Annotated in this window: 14 protein-coding genes; 4 read left to right on the forward strand and 10 right to left on the reverse strand. The window is 68.2% G+C overall.

Annotation, left to right across the window (positions count from 1 at the left end; all coding sequences use genetic code 11):
- Positions 1-2787, forward strand: a complete 2787-nt coding sequence (gene glnE, locus CAL15_RS10410) for a bifunctional [glutamate--ammonia ligase]-adenylyl-L-tyrosine phosphorylase/[glutamate--ammonia-ligase] adenylyltransferase (protein WP_086078527.1) — start codon at positions 1-3, stop codon at positions 2785-2787.
- 756 nt (positions 2788-3543) lie between these two features.
- A complete protein-coding gene (locus CAL15_RS10415; RefSeq protein WP_086078528.1) occupies positions 3544-4215 on the forward strand; it encodes an epoxyqueuosine reductase QueH in 672 nt (223 codons plus the stop codon).
- Positions 4216-4228: 13 nt separating this feature from the next.
- On the opposite strand, the gene CAL15_RS10420 is transcribed toward CAL15_RS10415, so the two are convergent.
- The 4 genes from CAL15_RS10420 to polA all read right to left on the reverse strand — a co-directional run bounded on the left by CAL15_RS10420 (position 4229) and on the right by polA (position 10862).
- Entirely contained in the window at positions 4229-5620 is a 1392-nt protein-coding gene (locus CAL15_RS10420; protein ID WP_086078529.1) for an L-serine ammonia-lyase, read from the reverse strand.
- Positions 5621-5732: 112 nt separating this feature from the next.
- Complete coding sequence (locus CAL15_RS10425) at positions 5733-6521, reverse strand: dienelactone hydrolase family protein (RefSeq protein ID WP_086078530.1); 789 nt, start codon at positions 6519-6521, stop codon at positions 5733-5735.
- A gap of 62 nt (positions 6522-6583) precedes the next feature.
- Entirely contained in the window at positions 6584-7441 is an 858-nt protein-coding gene (locus CAL15_RS10430; RefSeq protein WP_086078531.1) for a ZIP family metal transporter, read from the reverse strand.
- 703 nt (positions 7442-8144) lie between these two features.
- Complete coding sequence (polA, locus tag CAL15_RS10435) at positions 8145-10862, reverse strand: DNA polymerase I (protein WP_086081030.1); 2718 nt, start codon at positions 10860-10862, stop codon at positions 8145-8147.
- 52 nt (positions 10863-10914) lie between these two features.
- Between polA and CAL15_RS10440 the strand changes: the two genes are divergently transcribed.
- Positions 10915-11535 (forward strand): TIGR00730 family Rossman fold protein, encoded by a 621-nt coding sequence (locus CAL15_RS10440; RefSeq protein WP_086078532.1) that lies wholly within the window; start codon positions 10915-10917, stop codon positions 11533-11535.
- Positions 11536-11595: 60 nt separating this feature from the next.
- Here CAL15_RS10440 and CAL15_RS10445 read toward each other — a convergent pair whose 3' ends face one another.
- Entirely contained in the window at positions 11596-12471 is an 876-nt protein-coding gene (locus tag CAL15_RS10445; RefSeq protein WP_086078533.1) for a LysR substrate-binding domain-containing protein, read from the reverse strand.
- Between the two features lie 172 nt (positions 12472-12643).
- Between CAL15_RS10445 and CAL15_RS10450 the strand changes: the two genes are divergently transcribed.
- Positions 12644-13042, forward strand: coding sequence for a tautomerase family protein (locus CAL15_RS10450; RefSeq protein ID WP_086078534.1), 399 nt, complete (start codon positions 12644-12646; stop codon positions 13040-13042).
- A gap of 113 nt (positions 13043-13155) precedes the next feature.
- On the opposite strand, the gene CAL15_RS10455 is transcribed toward CAL15_RS10450, so the two are convergent.
- The 5 genes from CAL15_RS10455 to infB form a co-directional block, all read right to left on the reverse strand.
- A complete protein-coding gene (locus CAL15_RS10455) occupies positions 13156-14193 on the reverse strand; it encodes an alpha/beta hydrolase family protein (protein ID WP_086078535.1) in 1038 nt (345 codons plus the stop codon).
- A 115-nt stretch (positions 14194-14308) separates the two neighbouring features.
- Complete coding sequence (gene typA / locus CAL15_RS10460; RefSeq protein ID WP_086078536.1) at positions 14309-16129, reverse strand: translational GTPase TypA; 1821 nt, start codon at positions 16127-16129, stop codon at positions 14309-14311.
- A 10-nt stretch (positions 16130-16139) separates the two neighbouring features.
- Positions 16140-16880 (reverse strand): tRNA pseudouridine(55) synthase TruB, encoded by a 741-nt coding sequence (truB, locus tag CAL15_RS10465; protein ID WP_086078537.1) that lies wholly within the window; start codon positions 16878-16880, stop codon positions 16140-16142.
- A gap of 34 nt (positions 16881-16914) precedes the next feature.
- Positions 16915-17316 (reverse strand): 30S ribosome-binding factor RbfA, encoded by a 402-nt coding sequence (gene rbfA, locus CAL15_RS10470; RefSeq protein WP_086078538.1) that lies wholly within the window; start codon positions 17314-17316, stop codon positions 16915-16917.
- Positions 17317-17337: 21 nt separating this feature from the next.
- The gene (infB, locus tag CAL15_RS10475; protein WP_086078539.1) at positions 17338-20367 is read right to left on the reverse strand and encodes a translation initiation factor IF-2; all 3030 of its coding nucleotides are present in this window, start codon (positions 20365-20367) and stop codon (positions 17338-17340) included.
- Between the last annotated feature and the right edge of the window lie 62 nt (positions 20368-20429).

Raw genomic sequence — 20429 nt, forward strand, 5'->3', positions numbered from 1 at the left:
ATGTCTTCCGCCCACCTACTGGCGCCCGCCCTCGCCTGGTCCGGCCATCTGCGCCGCCGCCTGGACGCCCATCCCGATATGTATGCGTGGCTGCAGACGGCCGCCGCGCGGCCGGTGACGCCGAACGTGCTGGCGGCCTGGCAGGAGGAGCTGGCCGGTCCGGACGCGCCCTCGGTGCTGCCCGGCGCGCAATGCCGCAGCGTGCTGCGCAAGCTGCGCGAACGGGTCTTCAGCACGCTGATGGTGCGCGACCTGGCGGGCGTCGCCGACCTTGAAGAGGTGGTGGGCGGCATGACGCAGCTGGCCGACGTGGCGGTGGACGCCGCTTACCGCAGCATGGCGGCCGAACTGCGCGAGGTGCATGGCGTGGCGCGCGATCCCGCCACCGGCGCGCCGCAGGAACTGCTGATCGTGGGCATGGGCAAGCTGGGCGGGCGCGAACTGAATGTGTCGTCCGACATCGACCTGGTCATGCTGTACGGAGAGGAAGGCGAGACCGACGGGCCGCGGCCGATCAGCCACCACGAGTTCTACGGACGGCTGACGCGCCGCATGATGCCGATCCTGTCGGAGGTGGATGCCGACGGGCAGGTCTTTCGCACCGACCTGCGGCTGCGTCCCGACGGCGATGCCGGTCCGCTGGCCTGGAGCCTGGACGCGTTCGAGCACTACCTGATCGGCCAGGGCCGGGAATGGGAACGCTATGCGTGGCTGAAGGGCCGCCTGATGCCGGCGCGCGCCTACGCCGACAGCGACGCCGAGCCTCAGGCGCGCCAGCTGGAAAGCCTGCGCATGCCGTTCGTGTACCGCAAGTATTTCGATTTCGATGCGCTGGCCGCGCTGCGCGCGCTGCGCGAACGCATCCGCCAGGACTGGCAGCGCCGCGCGCTGGCGCGCAGCGGCGTGGACAGCGCCAACAACGTCAAGCTGGGCGATGGCGGCATCCGCGAGATCGAGTTCATCGTGCAGTTGTTCCAGCTGGTGCGCGGCGGCCGCATGCCTGCGCTGCGCCAGCGCGGCCTGCTGGATGCGCTGCATGCCGAGCGCGACGCGGGGCTGCTGTCGGCCGACGACGCGCAGCGTCTGGAAGCCGCCTACCGCTTCCTGCGCCGCACCGAGCACGCGCTGCAATACCGCGAGGACGCGCAGACGCACCTGCTGCCGGGCGACGCCGAGGCGCGCGCGGCGCTCGCGGCCGCGCTGGGCATGAGCGCCCGCGATTTCGAGGACACGCTGGCGGCGCACCGCGCCTTCGTTTCCGAGACCTTCCGCAATGCGTTTCGCCTGGCGGGCATGGGCGACCTGGACGAGCAGCCGGGCGGCCGGCCGTCGCCCTCGCCGGCGGTGGCGGACGAGGCGCTCGACGACGCCGAGAGCCGGCTGGCCGCGCAGATCCGCCGGGATTTCGGCGGCGATGCGGATGAACTGGTGCGCCGCACCGAGTCGCTGCTGTCCAGCCACCGCGTGCGCAGCCTGCCCGACAGCAGCCGGCGCCGCGTGGACGTGCTGCTGCCCGCCGTGCTGCAGGCCGCCATGCAGACCCCCGCCCCGCGCGACGCCGCGGTGCGCCTGCTGGACTTGATCGAGACCATCGCGCAGCGCAGCGCCTACCTGGCGCTGCTGGCCGAATATCCCGACACGCTGGCCCGCGTGGCCCGCATGGTGGCCGCCAGCCCGTGGGCCGCGCAATACCTGACGCAGCACCCGCTGCTGCTGGACAGCCTGATCGACTGGCGCACCTTGTACGAACCGCTGGACTACGCGCAACTGGCGCGCCAGCTCAGCGCCGACCTGGATGCCTGCGTGCTGCCGGGCGGCGAGCCGGACATCGAGCGCCAGATGAACCTGATGCGCGACGTGCAGCGCCAGGCCAGCTTCCAGCTGCTGGCCCAGGATCTGGAAGGCGAACTGACGGTGGAGCGCCTGGCCGACCAGTTGTCGGCGCTGGCCGACGTGCTGCTGGCCGAGACGGTGCGGCGCGTCTGGCCGCTGGTGAACCGCCTGCCGGGCGCACAGCCGCATTTCGCGGTGATCGCGTACGGCAAGCTGGGCGGCAAGGAGCTGGGCTACGCCTCGGACCTGGACCTGGTGTTCCTGTTCGACGACCCGCGCGAGGACGCCGCCGAGGTGTACGCCAAGCTGGGGCGGCGCATGACCTCATGGCTGTCCACCATGACGTCTTCGGGCCGCCTGTACGAGGTGGACCTGCGGCTGCGCCCCGACGGGGACGCGGGCCTGCTGGCCGTGTCGATCGAGGCTTTCGAGCAATATCAGCGCAACCATGCCTGGTCGTGGGAGCACCAGGCGCTGACCCGGGCGCGCTATTCGGCGGGCGACCCGCAGGTGGGAGCGCGCTTCGAACGCATTCGCGCCGACATCATGGTGCAGCCGCGCGACACCGCGGCGCTGCGCGCCGACGTGCTGGGCATGCGAGACAAAATCAGCGCGGGCCATCCCAACCCCACCGACCTGTTCGACCTGAAGCACGATCGCGGCGGCATGGTCGACGTGGAATTCGTCACGCAATACCTGGTGCTGTGCCATGCCGCGGAGCATCGCGAGCTGGTCAACAACCTGGGCAACATCACGCTGCTGCGCTTGGCCGGACAGGCCGGCCTGATCGACTCCGAACAGGCGCGGCTGGCCGGCGACGCGTATCGCACATTGCGGCGGACGCAGCACGCGCTGCGCCTGCAGGGCGTGGAGAAGGCACGCGTGCCGGCGGATAGGCTGGCCGACGAGCGGGCGGCCGTCAGCGCGCTGTGGCAAGGAGTGCTGGGGGAGTGATGTCGTTCGTCGTTTTATGCACGAACGGTGTCGCTGGTTCAATGGGATGGGTTGAGTTCTGAAGTCGCTCCTGTGTGTCGACTGGGGCCGCGCCGGCCAAGTCGTCGGGCTCGGGCGCGCCATCAGGCGCCCTCGGCCGCTACGCGGCTCCCCCTCCTTGCCTTGTATAGTTTTTCTGCGTCTTCGGTCTCGGAGCCGAAGGCGCTGGCATCGAATCATTCCATCGACCGCTTGAAAGGACGGTCGATTCGACACGTAAGTGCCGGCCGAGTGTGGCATGTTGCAGGCACTCGTCCGATCAGCGAACGTACGGGGTGCAATGCGAGGCACTGCATAGCTGAGTTGCGACGCAAGCCACCTCGCGCCCCGTATAAGCGCCGCTCGCCCGACCCGATTCTGTTGTCAGGCATGCAATCATCGGCAACCCACATGAAGAGGGAAGATCCGTTCGAATGCCGCTGGTGTGAGTCCTCGGGCAGGGTTTGCCGGGTGGGACGGGCAATTGGAGCGAGGGGAGCCCCCGCAGGGGGCCGAGGGCGCCTGATGGCGCGCCCGAGCCGAGCGACTTGCCCGGCACGCCCGGCAAACCCTGGCCGAGGACGCCTTCGAGCGACACCGACACGCGACCGCACCGTCCCGCGACGGTTGGAAACAACGCTTCAGACGGACCCGCACCGCGCAGTAAAATACTGACTTCGCGCCTATTTCCAGCCAGTCCGCCACTCGCCCGCCGATGGTGCGGCTGGCACCGCTGCCATGTCTGAACTCGTCCGCCCCAAACTCGACCTGCCCCCGGGCCGCAAGAAGGTGTTGCTGCATTCGTGCTGCGCGCCCTGTTCCGGCGAGGTCATGGAAGCCATGACCGCCTCGGGCATCGACTATGCCATCTACTTCTACAACCCTAACATCCATCCGGTGAAGGAGTACGAGATCCGCAAGCAGGAGAACATCCGGTTCGCGGAGCAGCATGGCATCGAGTTCATCGATGCCGACTACGACATGGACAACTGGTTCGATCGGGTCAAGGGCCTGGAAGACTCGCCCGAGCGCGGCGAGCGTTGCACGGTGTGCTTCGACATGCGCTTCGAGCGCACCGCCCTGTATGCCCACGAACATGGCTTCGACACCATCACCAGCTCGCTGGGCATCTCGCGCTGGAAGGACATGAACCAGATCAACGGCTGCGGCGAACGTGCCGCGGCGCGTTACGACGATCTGGTCTACTGGACCTACAACTGGCGCAAGGGCGGCGGTTCTCAGCGCATGATCGAGATCAGCAAGCGCGAGAACTTCTACCAGCAGGAATACTGCGGCTGCGTGTATTCGCTGCGCGACACCAACCGGCATCGCCGCGCCCAGGGCCGCGACCGCATCCACATCGGCGTGAAGTTCTACGGCCGCGAGGAAATCCTGAACGGCGATTCGTGATCGATCGCCCGCCTCAGCACTCGACGATATTGACCGCCAGGCCGCCGCGCGCCGTTTCCTTGTACTTGGTCTTCATGTCGGCGCCGGTTTCGCGCATGGTCTTGATCACGGAATCCAGCGACACGTAGTGCTGTCCGTCGCCGCGCAGCGCCATGCGCGCGGCGTTCACGGCCTTGACCGAGGCCATCGCGTTGCGCTCGATACAGGGTATCTGCACCAGTCCGCCGACCGGGTCGCAGGTAAGACCCAGGTTGTGCTCCATGCCGATCTCGGCGGCGTTCTCGACCTGGTCTACCGTGCCGCCCAGCACCGCGGCCAGCGCGCCGGCCGCCATCGAACAGGCCACGCCCACTTCGCCCTGACAGCCCACTTCGGCGCCGGAGATGGAGGCGTTGTACTTGTACAGCAGCCCGATGGCGCCCGCCGTCAGCAGAAAGTCGCGCACGCCCGCCGGGCTGGCGCCGGCGACGAAGCGATCGTAGTAATGCAGCACCGCCGGGATGATGCCCGCCGCGCCGTTGGTGGGCGCCGTGACCACGCGCCCGCCCGCCGCGTTCTCTTCGTTCACGGCCATGGCGTACAGGTTCACCCAGTCCATCACGGACAACGGATCGGACAGCGTGCGCTCGGCACGCTGCGTCAGGTGTCGATACAGCTCGGGCGCCCGGCGGCGCACCTTGAGCGGACCGGGCAGTTGGCCGTCGGCCTCGGGATGACCGATGCCGCAGCCGCGCTCCACGCACCGCTGCATCACCTGCCAGATGCGCGCCAGGCCGGCCTCGACCTCGGCCTGCGAACGCCAGGTGAGCTCATTGCGCAGCATCAGCTCGGCCACGCTGAGCCCGTTGTCGCGGCACATCTGCAGCAGCTCGCGGCCCGTGCGGAACGGGAACGGCAACTGGTCGTGCGCGGCGATGACCTGGCTGTTGGACGAGCCGGCCGTCACCACGAAGCCGCCGCCCACCGACAGGTAGCGTGCCTCGCGCAGCGGCGTGCCGTCGCCGTCGTAGGCATGGAATTTCATGCCGTTGGGATGCTCGGCCATGGCCTCGCGGCGATAGAACAGCAGGTGCTCTTTCTCGATGAAGGGAACCGGATGCACGCCCAGCAGGGCCAGGCTGCGCTGGCTGCGTATCGAGGCCAGCATGCCTTCGATGGCAGACGGGTCCACCGTATCGGGAGCCTGGCCCAGCAGGCCCAGCATCACGCCCTTGTCGGTGCCGTGGCCCTTGCCCGTGGCGCCCAGCGAGCCGTATAGCTCGGCGCGCACGGACGCGACCGCCGGCAGCAGGCCGTCGCGCTCGAGGCCCTGCGCGAACAGCAGCGCGGCGCGCATCGGCCCCACGGTGTGGGAACTGGACGGGCCGATGCCTATCTTGAACAGATCGAATACGGATACGGCCACGAGGGCCTCCTGCGGCTGAGGACGCCGCAATCATACGCTGGCGGGGTGGGCTTGCGCTGCATGCGCCCGTCCCGCCGGCCCAGGCCAGGCGCCAGGCCGGCAGCTTATACGCTTATACGTACCGGCCGAACCACTCCAGCGCGCGCTTCCAGCCGTCGTCGGCGGCCTGCTTCACATACGACGGACGATAGTCGGCATAGAAAGCATGGCCCGCATCTGGGTACACCACAAACTCGGATGCGCGCGAATGCTCGTTGCCTTGGGCCAGGCGCTGCTTCATTTTCTCGACGTCGGCCAGCGGAATGCTCTCGTCCTTGGCGCCATAGAGCCCCAGCACCGGGCCGTGCAGCTTGTCCGCGATATCCAGCGCCACCTGCTTGATCAGCGGACCATGGCCGGCCGCGAGCTTGCCATACCACGCCACGCCGGCCTGCACGCGCGGGTTGTGGGCGGCGTACATCCAGGTCAGGCGACCGCCCCAGCAGAAGCCCGTGATGCCGACGCGCGCGGGATTGCCGCCGTGCTCGGCGGCCCAGGCGAGGCTGGCGTCGAGATCGCCATAGACCTGCTCGTCGGGCACCTTGGCAACCAGGTCGGAAATCAGCTTCGGAATGTCGGTGTACTGCGAGGCGTCGCCCTGGCGTTCGTACAGGTTGGCGGCCACGGCCAGGTAGCCGGCCTTGGCGAAGCGGCGGCACACGTCCTTGATGTGTTCGTGCACGCCGAAGATCTCCTGCACGACCAGCACGATGGGCAGGTCCTGCCTGCCCTCCGGGGCAGCGTAATAGGCGCTGATGCTGCCGTTGGCGGTGGGCAGCTTGAAGTCGCCCTGGGCCAGGCCCTGCGAGTCGGTGTGGATGGCAGTCGGGGCGGCATTGCCGGCGGCGGCGGCGAAATTCATGTCGGACTCCTGGTTGATGAAACGGAGATGCCCGGCCGCCGCCACGGATGCGCCGTGAGGGATCAGTGCTGATGATGCAGATGCGCGCCGTGCCCTTCCGCCTCGTGCACGGCCTCGGCCTCGTGCGAGTGGCCGGCGTGATCGTGGCCATGCAGGAAGGTGGTGAGGCTGTAGATGAGGACCACGCCGACGCCCACCAGCAGCAGTTGCGGAATCGCGTCGGACAGGGCGACACGCTCGTGCATCTGCGGCATCAGGTCGGCAACCGAGATGTACAGGAAACTGCTGGCCGCGATGACGAGTATGTAGGGCGTCCAGGCTTGCGCCTCCTGCAACACGAAATATCCTACACCGCCCCCCGCCGCCGTGCACAGGCTGCTGAGCAGGATCAGCATCATGGCCCGCCGGCGCGTGATGCCCGCATTGAGCAGCACGACGAAGTCGCCCAGCTTGTGCGGCACCTCGTGCACAATGATCGAGGCCGCGGTCAGCACGCCCAACAGCGGATCCGTGAGAAACGCCCCGGCCACCAGCACGCCATCGCAAAAATTGTGCAGCGAACTGCCGATGAGAATGATGCGCCCGCCCCGCCCCGCCTCGTGGCGATCATGCCCATGATGGTGATGATGCCCATCGCCTTCGTGATGATGGCTGTGACGCAGGAGCGAGATCTTCTCGAGCGCGAAGAACGCGATCAGCGACACCAGCAGCAGCCCGAACAACGTATGCACATCGGCCCGCGAGCTTTCGAACGCCTCGGGCAGCAAGTGCAGCAGCGCCACCGACAGCAGCACACCGACCGACAGGCTGACCATATGGTGCAGATATTTGGCAAACACGCGATAGGCCAGCCAGCTGGCGATGGCGATCGCAATCAGTCCGCCGGCCAACGTGGCCAGCAGTATCCAGAGCAGAAGCATGAGGTGGGACTTGTGATATTGGTTTTTTGGAACGAACTATCGAAATATTATATTGTTTCGTTCTTGCGGGCGGCGGTGGGTTCTGTTGGCGCGGGCTTTGAGTTCTTCAGGGCATCGTTGCGTCCCGCGGGCGGGGCCGGCCAAGTCGCCGGGCTCGGGCGCGCCATCAGGCGCCCTCGGTCCCCTACGGGGACTCCCCCGGCTCCAATTGGCCGGCCCCACCCGCGGAACGCAACGATGCTGAAGCGTCTCAGTGCTCATGCACATCACACACGTGTTCGAGCCCGCCTGATGTATGGATAACAGAGCCGGCGTTGCCATCGCAAAGCGACCCCATACACGGCGCGGCAGCGAATGGCATGCGCCGGCCAGCGCTCGCCCGATCGACCTGTAGCCCACCACGTACGCCCGCCGCCGTAAGCAACCTTCCGAGCTGACGTGCCTTGAGTCCTGCGGGGTGGCGGGTGGGCGTGCGACGGCCAATTGGAGAGAGGGAAGCCCCCGCAGGGGGCCGAGGGCGCCTGATGGCGCGCCCGAGCCGAACGACTTGGCCGGCGCGCGCCCACCCGCCACCCCGCAGGACGCCACAAGAACACACAAGCCCGCAAGTTCAAGCTCCGCGCCGCAAGAACGCAACAACCGCCCCGCAACGACGATCGATCGATTTGAACCGCTACCCCAGCGTCACGCAGTCACTGACAACTCAGTGCGCCTGCTCCCAGTTCTTCCCCACGCCCACCTCGGCAACCAGCGGCACCTTCAAGGTGGCCACCTCGCACATCAGCCGCGGCAAGGCCTCGCGCACGAGGTCGAGTTCTTCGTCGGGCACTTCGAGCACCAGTTCGTCGTGCACCTGCATGATCATGCGTGAGCGCAGCTGCTGCTCGTCCAGCCACCGCTGCACCGCCACCATGGCCATCTTGATGAGGTCGGCCGCCGTGCCCTGCATGGGCGCGTTGATCGCGGCGCGTTCGGCGCCCTGGCGGCGCGGGCCCGAGGCCGCGCGGATGTCGGGCATCTGAAGGCGGCGGCCGAACACCGTTTCCACATAGCCGCGTTCGCGGGCCAGCTGGCGCGTCATGTCCATGTAGCTCGCCACGCCCGGATAGCGCGCGAAATAGCGGTCGATATAGGCCTGCGCCGCGTCCCGCGTGATGCCCAGGTTCGACGCCAGGCCGAACACTCCCATGCCGTAGATCAGCCCGAAATTGATCGCCTTGGCCGCGCGGCGCTGCTCGGCCACGACCTCGTCCAGCGGCACGCCGAACACCTCCGCGGCGGTCGCGCGGTGGATGTCCTCGCCCGCCGCGAACGCCTGCTGCAGATTCGCGTCGTCGGACACGTGCGCCATGATGCGCAGCTCGATCTGCGAATAATCCGCCGACAGCAACATGCCGCTTTCCGCGATGAAGGCCTCGCGCACGCGGCGGCCCGCCTCGGTGCGCACCGGAATGTTCTGCAGGTTCGGATCGGACGAGGCCAGGCGGCCCGTGATTACCGCGGCCTGCGAGTAGTGCGTGTGCACGCGGCCGGTGGCCGGGTTGATCATGCGCGGCAGCTTGTCGGTATACGTGGACTTCAACTTGGACAGCCCGCGATATTCGAGCAGCGCCTGCGGCAAGGGATAGTCCTGCGCCAGGCGCGACAGCACCTCTTCGTCGGTGGACGGCGCGCCGCTGGCCGTCTTGCGCACCACCGGCAGCTGCATGCGGCCGAACAGGATCTCGCCCAGCTGCTTGGGCGAATTCAGGTTGAAAGGCTGGCCGGCCAGCTCGTAGGCGCGCTGCTCGAGCTGCAGCATGTCCTGGCCCAGCTTGTGGCTCTGGCGCGCAAGCTCTTGCGCATCGACGCGCACGCCGTTGCGTTCGATCACCGTCAGCACGCCCGACACCTGCATCTCGAGCTGGTAGATGAACTCCAATCCCGCATCGGCGGCCACGCGCGGCCGCAGGGCCTGATGCAGCTGCAGCGTGAAGTCGGCATCTTCACACGCGTAGTGGCCGGCCTTGTCCACCGCCACTTCGTCGAAGCCGATCTGCTTGGCGCCCTTGCCGCACAGGTCTTCGTACGACAGGCCGCTGCGGCCCAGATATCGTTGCGACAGCTCGGCCAGGCCCACGCCGCGGTGCGATTCCAGCACGTACGCCTGCAGCATCGTGTCGTCCGAGATACCGCCCAATCGGATGCCCTCGTTGGCGAACACGTGCGTGTCGTACTTGGCATGGTGCAGCAGCTTGGGGCGAGACGGATCTTCCAGCCAGGAGCGCAGCCGCTGCAGCACTTCCTGCTTGGGCAATTGCTCGCCGGCCTCCGGGCCGCGATGCGCCAGCGGGATGTAGCAGGCCCTGCCCGGCGCCACGCCCATCGACACGCCCACCAGCGCAGCCTGCATTTCCGACAGCGAGGTGGTCTCGGTATCCAGCGCCACCAGTCCCGCATCCTGCACCAATGCCATCCAGGCGTCGAAGCCGGCCCAGTCGGTGATGATGCGATAGTCCTGTTCGGCCGGGGCGGCGGGCGCCTCGACCACCACGCGGGCATCGCCCGCGGGCAGGCGCTGCGCATCGCCGCTCAGTTCGCGCAGCCAGGTGCGGAAACCGTAGCGGTCATAGCACTCCATCAGCGTCGTGGTGTCGGGCTCGGCCGGCGTGAGGTCGTCCAGGCCGGCGATGTGGCCGGTGAGATCGCAGTCGCACTTCACCGTCAGCAGCTGGCGAGTCAGCGGGAACTGGCCGATGGCGGCGCGCAGGTTCTCGCCGGCGACGCCCTTCACCGTGGCCGCCTGGGCCACCAACTGCTCGATCGAGCCGTGCTCGTCCAGCCACTTCACGGCCGTCTTGGGCCCGACCTTGGTGACGCCGGGGACATTGTCGACGCTGTCGCCGATCAGCATCAGGTAGTCGACGATGCGCTCGGGCGGCACGCCGAACTTGGCGCGCACCCCGGCGGGATCCAGCACCTCGCCGCTCATGGTGTTGACCAGGGTGACGTGCTCGTTCACCAGCTGGGCCATGTCCTTGTCGCCGGTGGACACGATGACGTTGACGTCCTGCGCGGCCGCCTGGCAGGCCAGCGTGCCGATGATGTCGTCGGCTTCCACGCCCTCGATGGCCAGCACCGGCCAGCCCAGCGCGCGCACCACGCGGTGGATGGGCTCGATCTGTGCTGATAGGTCCTCGGGCATGGGCGGCCGATGCGACTTGTATTCCGGATACAAGTCGTCGCGGAATGTCTTGCCGCGCGCATCGAAGATGCATGCGGCATACTCTGCCTTATGATCCGCTACGAGCTTGCGCAGCATGTTCACGACTCCGTACAGCGCGCCCGTGGGTTCGCCCTGCGCGTTGCGCAGGTCGGGCATCGCATGGAACGCGCGGTACAGGTAGCTAGATCCGTCTACCAGCAATAAGGTTTTCTTCATGGTCAAAAAGGCAGAGCTCGATACCCCCGCCGGCAAACAAGTTCCGGTGATTATGTCAGAGATAACAAAGGCGGCCGACACGCTGGCCGATCTCGGTCCCGCCGTCAGCCTCTTCGGCAGCGCCCGCATCAGCAGACAGTCGCCCTACTATGAAACCAGCGCCGCCATCGCGGCGGCGCTTGCGCGCGCGGGCTTCGCCGTCATCGCCGGCGGCGGGCCCGGCATCATGGAGGCGGCCAACAAGGGCGCGTACGAGGCCGGCGGAACCAGCGTCGGCCTGAACATCAGCCTTCCGCACGAGACCACCAACAACGCCTACCAGACCATCAGCCTGTCGTTCGAATACTTCTACTCGCGCAAGGCCACCTTCTTCATGCACAGCATGGCGTACGTGGCCCTGCCCGGCGGCTTCGGCACGCTGGACGAACTGTTCGAGGCCCTCACGCTGGTGCAGACCGGCAAGGTGCCGCCCGCCCCCATCGTACTGGTCGGCCGCGCCTACTGGGGCGGACTGGTGGACTGGCTGGACGAGCAGTTGCGCGGCAACGGCATGATCGGCGTGCACGACCTCAACCTGTTTTCCATCGAGGACGATCCGGACAGGGTGGTGGCGCGCATCGTCGAGTTCCACCGGCAGCCCGACGCGGAATACGCTCCCTCGCTGCCCGCCTGAGGCGGCGCGGCGGCATTCCGCCACGCCGCCTGCGCATCGCTGGCCGGGTGCGCCAGACTGCTACCGGGTGAAGTGCGCGACCACGGCCTCGCGCACCTGGGCCACGTGCGCGTCCTGGCCCGGAGGCGGCGGCAGCACCTCGAAGACCGCCTCGCCCATGGGCGGCAAGCCATCGGCGCGCGGCCAGTTCCGGATGTCCGCGCCGATCGCGCCGGCGTTCAGGCAAGCCACGCCCAGCCCGGCCGCCAGGGCCATCTGCAGCCCCGGGACCCCGCTGGCCACGTGCGCCACTTCGTACGGCACCCGCGCCTGGCGCAACACCGATTCGGTGTATTGCCGCAGCGAGCACGATTCGCCCAGCGCGACCAGAGGCAGGGGCTCGCCGGGCGCCGGTTCCGCGTCGCGGCCGGCAAGCCAGCACAGCGGCTCGCGCCGCAGCACCAGGGCGGGATCGCCGCCCATATCCGGCGCGGCCGTCGACGCGCGCACGCGCATCGCCACGGCCAGGTCGAGCTCGCCGCGCGCATGCGCCTCGCGCACGGCGTCGCTCTTGGCGATGGAGACGTGCAGCCGCAGGCCGGGATAGGTCTGCTTCAGGCGGGCCAGCAGCCCGCTGATCTCGTTGGGCCGGAAGTAATCCGTGAAGGCCAGCCGCAGGTGCGCCTCGAGCGTCAGGCCGTGCATCTCGCGCCGCGCCTGGTCGGACAGCGCCAGGATGCGGCGCGCATACGCCAGCAGGCGTTGGCCCGCGGGCGTCGGCACGGCCCCCAGCTTGCCGCGCTTGAGCAGCGATTGCCCGGCGTGGATCTCGAGCTTGCGGATCTGCTCGCTGACGGAGGACTGGGACAGGAACACGCGGGGAGCAGCGGCCGTGAGGCTGCCGGCATCGGCTACCGCCACGAAGGTACGCAACTGATCCAGGTCGAACGGCGCCATGACGGACTCCGGGGGTCGGGGAAACGGACGAGACGGCGGACACACACACGGCCGGCGCCTTATCCATCTTGTTTACCGATGGATGAAATTATAAATTCCCGCTTTTCCGATGTAAAAGCCGATCCTAGACTGGCTACGCCAGGCGCATTCGCGCCTTCTACCGGAGAACACCATGCCACACATCGTCATTCATCGTTCCGGCGCGCCCGACGCCGTCCTGGACCAGCGCATCGCGCAGCGCACGGCCGCGCTGACGCAGGAAGTGCTGGGCAAGGCGCCCGAAGTGATCGCCATCACCCTGCAGCACATCGCCCCCGAACACTGGAGCATCGGCGGCCGCACGCTGGCCGACCTGGGCCAGAACGCGTTCCACCTGGACATCAGCGTGACCGACGAAACCAACACCAAGGCCGAGAAGGCCCGCTACATCGGGGCCATCCACGCGGCATTCGCGGAACTGCTGGCGCCGCTGTCCGACGTGTCGTACGTGCACGTGATAGACGCGCGGGCGGCGGCCTACGGGTATGGAGGAAGGACGCAGGAGTATCGCCACCAGCAGCAGGGCGTGTGAGGCATTCCGGGTCCCTTGCGGCATGCCCCATACAGCATGCCGCATGCCGTGGCGCCGTATGCGGACCAGCGTGGTCCAGGCCTGACAGCTGCCGTTTTTGCCGGTGCCTGCCGCTACGGCGCCGTCCGCCCGTCCCGCTGCCCCGCCAGGCTGGCATGCAGGAAACGGGCGACCTCCGCCTTCATCTCTCTGTGGATCGAAGCCCTGTCCACGCCCGGCGCGTCGTGGCAGACCAGCGGTTCGCCGCTGGCCAACTCCGGCGGGCACGGATCGACGAAGACGAAATGCGCGCCCGGCACGACGCGCACCGCGGGCGCGGCAGGCAATCCTCGTTCGACGGCCAGCGCGTTGGCCTCGGCGCCCAGGTAGGCGTCGCTTTCCGGACGATAGAGCAGCGTCGGCACGCGCACGCCTGACAGGCCGGAAGGCCCGAACATGACCGCCAGCGGATCCATCAACACCAGCGCGCCGATACGGGGCTCGACCGGCGGCTGCCAGGCCGTCAGGTCGGGCGGCGCGGGCCGGGCGGACGAGTATGCCTGTTGCGCATCGGTGCCTCGCGTGCACGAGCCGGGATCCCGCGCGTCCCGGCAATAGGCATCGGCCCGCGCGAAGTCGGGCCGCGCGCCGGCCAGCACCAGGGCCGTATAGCCGCCCGCCGAGAAGCCGATCATGCCGATGCGGCCGGCGTCCGCCGATGATGCAAGCCGGGGATGCGCCAGCACGGCCTCGAGCGCCGCCCGAGCCTGGCGCGGACGGTCGACCAGCACCTGGGCCTGCGTGGGCGCCAGCGGCAGCCCCGAGGCGTCGCCCACATGCGTGGGCAGCGCCACGATGAAGCCCGCGCGCGCCAGGCTGGCGGCCAGTTCGCGGTGCGTGAGCGGCCCGCCGCGGCGCCCATGCGAAAGCAGGATGACGGGAAAACGCCTGTCGGCCGCCGGCGGGGCGCCCGCTGTCGCGTTGACGGTGAACGGCCCGGCCTGCCAGGACGCCTCGGCTTCGTGCGTCGGGTAGAACACCGCGGCGTTGAACGTGCCGGCCGCGCCGTCCGGCACCGGGATGCGCAGGACACCGGCGTGCCAGCCCGCCTCCCCTCCCCAGGCGGGATGCAGCGCGATGGCGCACAGTGCAAGGACCAGGAGTCGGCGCATGAGGATTCCGGCGGTGAGTCGGCAGGGAAGCGATTGCCGCGCGCCATGCTAACAAAAAGGCACCCCGTGGGGTGCCTTCGTCCGGTCGCTGCCCGTTTCCAGGCAGGGATCAGGATCAGGACGCTTCGCGCGCGGCCTTGCGGCGCTCGTGCTCCTGCAGGTGGCGCTTGCGCAGGCGGATCGACTTCGGCGTGATCTCGACCAGTTCGTCGTCGTCGATGAATTCCACCGCGTATTCCAGCGTGATCTGGATGGGCGGCACCAGGCGCACGGCTTCGTCGGTACCCGAGGCACGCACGTTGGTCAGCTGCTTGCCCTTGATGGGGTTGACCACCAGGTCGTTGTCGCGGCTGTGAATGCCGATGATCATGCCTTCGTACAGCGCCTCGCCGGGGTTCACGAACATGCGGCCGCGATCCTGCAGCTTCCACAGCGCGTAGGCCACGGCGTCGCCGTTGTCCTGGCTGATCAGCACGCCGTTGCGGCGCTCGCCCACCGAGCCTTCGCGCAACGGGCCGTATTCATGGAACGTGTGGCTCATCAGACCGGTGCCGCGCGTCAGCGTCAGGAACTCGTTCTGGAAGCCGATCAGGCCGCGCGCGGGGATGATGTACTCGAGGCGGGTGCGGCCGCGGCCGTCAGGCTGCATGTCCTGCAGGTCGCCCTTGCGGCGGCCCAGCTCTTCCATCACGCCGCCCTGGTGGCCGTCTTCCACGTCCACGGTCAGCGCCTCGAAGGGCTCGCACTTCACGCCGTCGATTTCCTTGAAGACCACGCGCGGACGCGACACGGCCAGCTCGTAGCCCTCGCGGCGCATGGTTTCCAGCAGGATGGTCAGGTGCAGTTCGCCGCGGCCCGCCACTTCGAACACCGTGTCGTCGCCGGTGTCGCGCACGCGCAGGGCCACGTTGGACTTCAGCTCGCGGTCCAGGCGGTCGCGCAGCTGGCGGCTGGTGACGAACTTGCCTTCGCGGCCGGCCAGCGGCGAGGTGTTGACCATGAAGTTCATGGTCAGCGTGGGCTCGTCGATGCGCAGCACGGGCAGCGCCTCGGGCGTGGCCGGATCGGTGACCGTGGTACCGATGTTCAGGTCTTCGATGCCGTTGATCAGCACGATGTCGCCGGCTTCGGCTTCATCGACCACCACGCGCTCCAGGCCGCTGAACTTCAGCACCTGGTTGATGCGGCCGCGCTGGGGCGCCGAGTCGGGACCGAAGCGGAAGGCCACGTCCATGCCGGGACGCATGCGGCCGCGGTTGATGCGGCCCACGCCGATCTTGCCGACGTAGCTGTTGTAGTCCAGCGAGATGATCTGCATCTGCAGCGGACCGTTGGGGTCGTCGTCGCGCTGCGGCACGTGCTTCAGGATGGCTTCGAACAGCGGACGCATGTCGCCTTCGCGCACGTCGTCCGTCAGTCCGGCGTAGCCCGACAGGCCCGAGGCGTAGATCACCGGGAAGTCGAGCTGCTCTTCCGTGGCGCCCAGCTTGTCGAACAGTTCGAAGGTGGCGTTGATGACGAAGTCGGGGCGCGCGCCCGGACGGTCGATCTTGTTGACCACCACGATGGGCTTCAAGCCCAGCGCCAGCGCCTTGCGCGTGACGAAGATGGTCTGCGGCATGGGGCCTTCGACCGCGTCGACCAGCAGCAGCACGCCGTCGACCATGGACAGCACGCGCTCGACCTCGCCGCCGAAGTCCGCGTGTCCCGGGGTGTCGACGATGTTGATGTGCGTGCCCTCGTATTCGACGGCGCAGTTCTTGGCCAGGATGGTGATGCCGCGTTCCTTTTCCAGGTCGTTCGAGTCCATGACCCGTTCGGCCACCGCCTGGTTTTCGCGGAAGGTGCCCGATTGGCGCAGCAGTTGGTCGACCAGCGTGGTCTTGCCGTGGTCCACGTGGGCAATGATGGCGACGTTGCGCAAGGCGCGAGTCATAGCGAGTCCTTTAAGTTCGAGTGGCGGGCAGCAGGCCCGCCGGCAATTCGTTCAAGCCAAGCAGTGCCTGCTTGGGGTCCGGCAGCCCTTGCAGGGCCTCCAGCGTGACGGCGCGGTCCAGGGAGAATGGCCCGGCGTGCGTGCGCCGCAGCGCCGCCAGGTGAGCGAAACAGCCCAGCGCGCGCCCGATATCCTGGGCCAGCGTCCGGATGTAGGTACCCTTGCTGCAGGCCACCTCGACCACGGCCTGCCGGCCGGAGCACTCCAGCAGCTCGATCCTGTGGATCGTGACCTGCCGCGGCGGACGATCGAGTTCGATGCCCGCGCGGGCGTACTGGTACAGCGGCTTGCCGTCGCGCTTCAGGGCAGAATACATCGGCGGAATCTGCTCGATGGTGCCCTGGAAACGTGACAACACGACGCGCAACACCGCCTCGTCCACGCCCGTGAAATCGGGCCCGGCCTGGGCGGTGACGATGCCGGTCAGGTCGCCGGAATCGGTTTCCTCGCCGAACTGCAGCGTGGCGAGGTAGGTCTTGTCGGCGTCCAGCATGGCGCCGGAAATCTTGGTCGCCCGGCCCATGCAGCACACCAGCAGGCCGGTGGCGAAGGGGTCGAGCGTACCGGTATGGCCGGCCTTGGCCGCGTCCACCGTGCGTTTGGCGCGCTGCAGGGCGTGGTTGCTGGACAGGCCCACGGGCTTGTCGAGCAGCAACACACCATCGAGCGCGAGCCCGCGTCGTTTGGCCATCGTCGGAATCCGGAAAAAAAGCGACGACAGCCCGTCAGGGCTTGTCTTCAGGCTCGTCGGGTTCGTCCAGCACCGGACCGCCGCGGTTGGCGCGGTCTATCAGGGACGACATTTCGATGCCGCGTTCGATCTGGGGATCGTGGTAGAAGCGCAGCGTCGGTACGGTATGGATGTGCAGCAGCTTGTACAGCTGCGAGTGCAGCCAGCCCGCCTTCTCGTTCAGAAGCGCGGCGGCGGCGTCCGGCTCGGCGCCCAGCACGGTGAAATGCACCTTGGCGTGGGCGTAGTCGGCCGACAGTTCCACGCCCGACAGCGTGATGAGTCCGGCGCGGGACATGTCGATCTCGCGCTGGATCAGGCCGGCCAGATCCTTCTGGATCTGGTCGGCCAGCCGCAGGTTGCGGCCGGGGATGGACTTGGACTTGTGACGGCTCATGGGAGGACAGCGTCCGCGCGCTTACAGCGTGCGCGCGATCTCCTTGATCTCGAACACTTCCAGCTGGTCGCCCACCTGGATGTCGTTGTTGCCGCGCAGCGTGAGACCGCAATCGAAGCCCGACTTGACCTCGCGCACGTCGTCCTTGAAGCGGCGCAGCGAATCGAGGTGGCCGGTCCACTGGACCACGTTGTTGCGCAGCAGGCGCACCTGCGAATCGCGGCGCACCAGGCCGTCGAGCACCATGCAGCCCGCGATGTTGCCGATACGCGAGATGCTGTAGACCTCGCGGATCTCGACCAGGCCGATGATCTCTTCCTTCTTCTCGGGCGCCAGCATGCCCGACATGGCCGCCTTCACCTCATCCACGGCGTCGTAGATGATGTTGTAGTAGCGCAGGTCGATGCCGTTGGACTCGGCCAGCTTCTTGGTGCTTTGGTCGGCACGCACGTTGAAGCCGATGACCACGGCGTTGGAGGCGATGGCCAGGTTGACGTCGCTTTCGGAAATGCCGCCGACGGCCGCATGCACCACCTGCACCCGCACCTCGTCGGTGGAGAGCTTGGTAAGCGAGGCCACCAGCGCTTCCTGCGAACCCTGCACGTCGGTCTTGACGATGAGCGGCAGCGTCTGCTGGGTGCCCTCGCCCATGTTCTCGAACATGGACTCGAGCTTGGCGGCCTGCTGACGCGCCAGCTTGACGTCGCGGAACTTGCCCTGGCGGAACAGCGCGATTTCGCGCGCCTTGCGTTCGTCGGACAACACCATCAGTTCGTCGCCGGCGGCCGGCACTTCGGTCAGGCCCTGGATCTCGACGGGGATGGACGGACCGGCCGTCTGGATCTGCTTGGCGTTCTCGTCGAGCATGGCGCGCACGCGGCCGTAGCTGGCGCCAGCCAGCACCACGTCGCCGCGCTTGAGCGTGCCAGACTGCACCAGGATGGTGGCCACGGGACCGCGGCCCTTGTCGAGGCGGGCTTCGATGACCAGGCCCTTGGCGGGCGCGTCGACCTGCGCCTTGAGCTCGAGGATTTCGGCCTGCAGCAGCACGTTCTCGAGCAGATCGTCGATGCCGGCGCCGGTCTTGGCCGACACGGGCACGAACGGCACGTCGCCGCCGTACTCTTCGGGCACCACCTGCTCGGCCACCAGTTCCTGCTTGACGCGCTCGGGGTTGGCTTCGGGCTTGTCGATCTTGTTGACCGCGACCACCAGCGGTACGCCGGCGGCCTTGGCATGGTGGATGGCCTCGCGCGTCTGCGGCATCACGCCGTCATCCGCCGCCACCACGAGGATGACGATGTCGGTGGCCTTGGCGCCGCGCGCACGCATGGCGGTGAACGCCTCGTGGCCCGGGGTATCCAGGAAGGTGACCATGCCGCGGTCGGTTTCGACGTGGTAGGCGCCGATGTGCTGCGTGATGCCGCCGGCCTCGCCCGCGGCGACCTTGGCGCGGCGGATGTAGTCCAGCAGCGAGGTCTTGCCGTGGTCGACGTGGCCCATGACGGTGACCACGGGAGCGCGCGGCGCCAGTTCGGCCTCGGAGGCGGCGGGCGCCAGGTCGAGGAACGCCTCGGGATCGTCCAGCTTGGCCGCGATCGCAACGTGGCCGAGCTCTTCGACCACGATCATGGCGGTTTCCTGGTCGAGCACCTGGTTGATGGTGACCATCTGGCCCAGCTTCATCAACTGCTTGATGACCTCGGCCGCCTTGACGGACATCTTGTGAGCCAGGTCGGCCACGCTGATGGTCTCGGGCACGTGGATTTCGCGGGCGATGAATTCCTGCGCGGCCGGCTCGTGGCGGCGATCGGCCTGCTGGTTGCGGCCGCCGCGGGAGCTCTTGCCGCCCTTGCCGCCGGCACGCCAGCCATCGCGCGTGGGCGCGGCGGACTTCTCGGCCGGCTTCTTGCGCGACGAGTCGTCGGTCCAGGTGGAAGCCACCTCGGCTGTCTTGATCGTCTTCTTGGTGCCGGGCGCGCCGGGCTTGTTCGCGTCTTTCTTGGGCCCGGACGCGGCAGCGCCGGGGGCGCCAGGCTTGGCGGCCGGCTTGTGCAGCGTGCCGGACAGCGCCGCGTTGTTGGCGGCGGGCTGCTCGGGCTCGGGCGCGCGCAGCACCTTGCGCGGCCGGTTCAGCATCTCGCGCAGCGCGGCGGCCTCGGCCTCGGCGGCACGGCGCGCTTCGTCGCGGCCGCGGTCGGACACCGAAGCGGCCACGGGAGGCGGACCGCGGCGCAGGTCGGGACGGCCGGCACGGGCGGGTTGGGCAGCGGGAGCGGCGGGTTGGGCGGCCGGCACGGCAGCCTTGGGGGGCGTTTCAGTCTGGGCTTGCACTAAGGGTTCCGACCCGGCTTGTTCATCGGCGGGCGTGGTCGCGGGTTCATTCGGGATGTCGGCCTGGGCCGGCGTGGCGGCAGGCGCCTCGGCGGGCGTCGTCGATTCGGGTTCGGCCTCAGCGGCCGGAGCAGCGGGAGCCTCGGCAACGGGCTCGGCCGCCACAGGGGCGGGCTCGGGCGCCGCGGCGGGAGCTTCGGATGCCTGGGGTTCGGGCTGGGGAGCCGGCTCGGCGGCCGCGGGCTCGGCCGGCGCCGGTGCGGCCTCGACCGCGGCTTCGGGCTGGCGCTCGGCGGGCGCGGCAGCGACGGGCGCCTCGGCCACGACCGGCTCGGCGGCCGCGGGGGCCGCCTCGACGGCGGCCTGGACCGCGGCCTCGTCCTCGGCGCGCGCGGCAGCTTGCTCGGCCGCGAGCTCGGACGGATCGCGCTTGACGAACACGCGCTTCTTGCGCACCTCGACCTGGATCGTACGCGAACGGCCGGTAGCGTCGGCCTGGCGGATCTCGGAGGTCTGGCGGCGAGTCAGCGTGATCTTCTTGCCCTCGCTGCCGCCATGCGCGCGGCGAAGCGAATCGAGCAATTTCGCCTTGTCGCTGTCAGTGACCGCGTCGTCCACCGTTTTGAGGTCAACGCCAGCCGAACGCAGCTGCTCCAGCAGCACGTTGGCGGGCATCTTCAACTCTGTGGCGAACTGCGCGACGGTATTACTCGACATTAGGCTCTCTTCCCTATATTGCTGTATCTATCTCATGGTCACGAATGCGCGGCAGGCTTGGC

It is taken from the genome of Bordetella genomosp. 13, assembly GCF_002119665.1.
In the GTDB taxonomy this organism is placed as follows: domain Bacteria; phylum Pseudomonadota; class Gammaproteobacteria; order Burkholderiales; family Burkholderiaceae_B; genus Bordetella.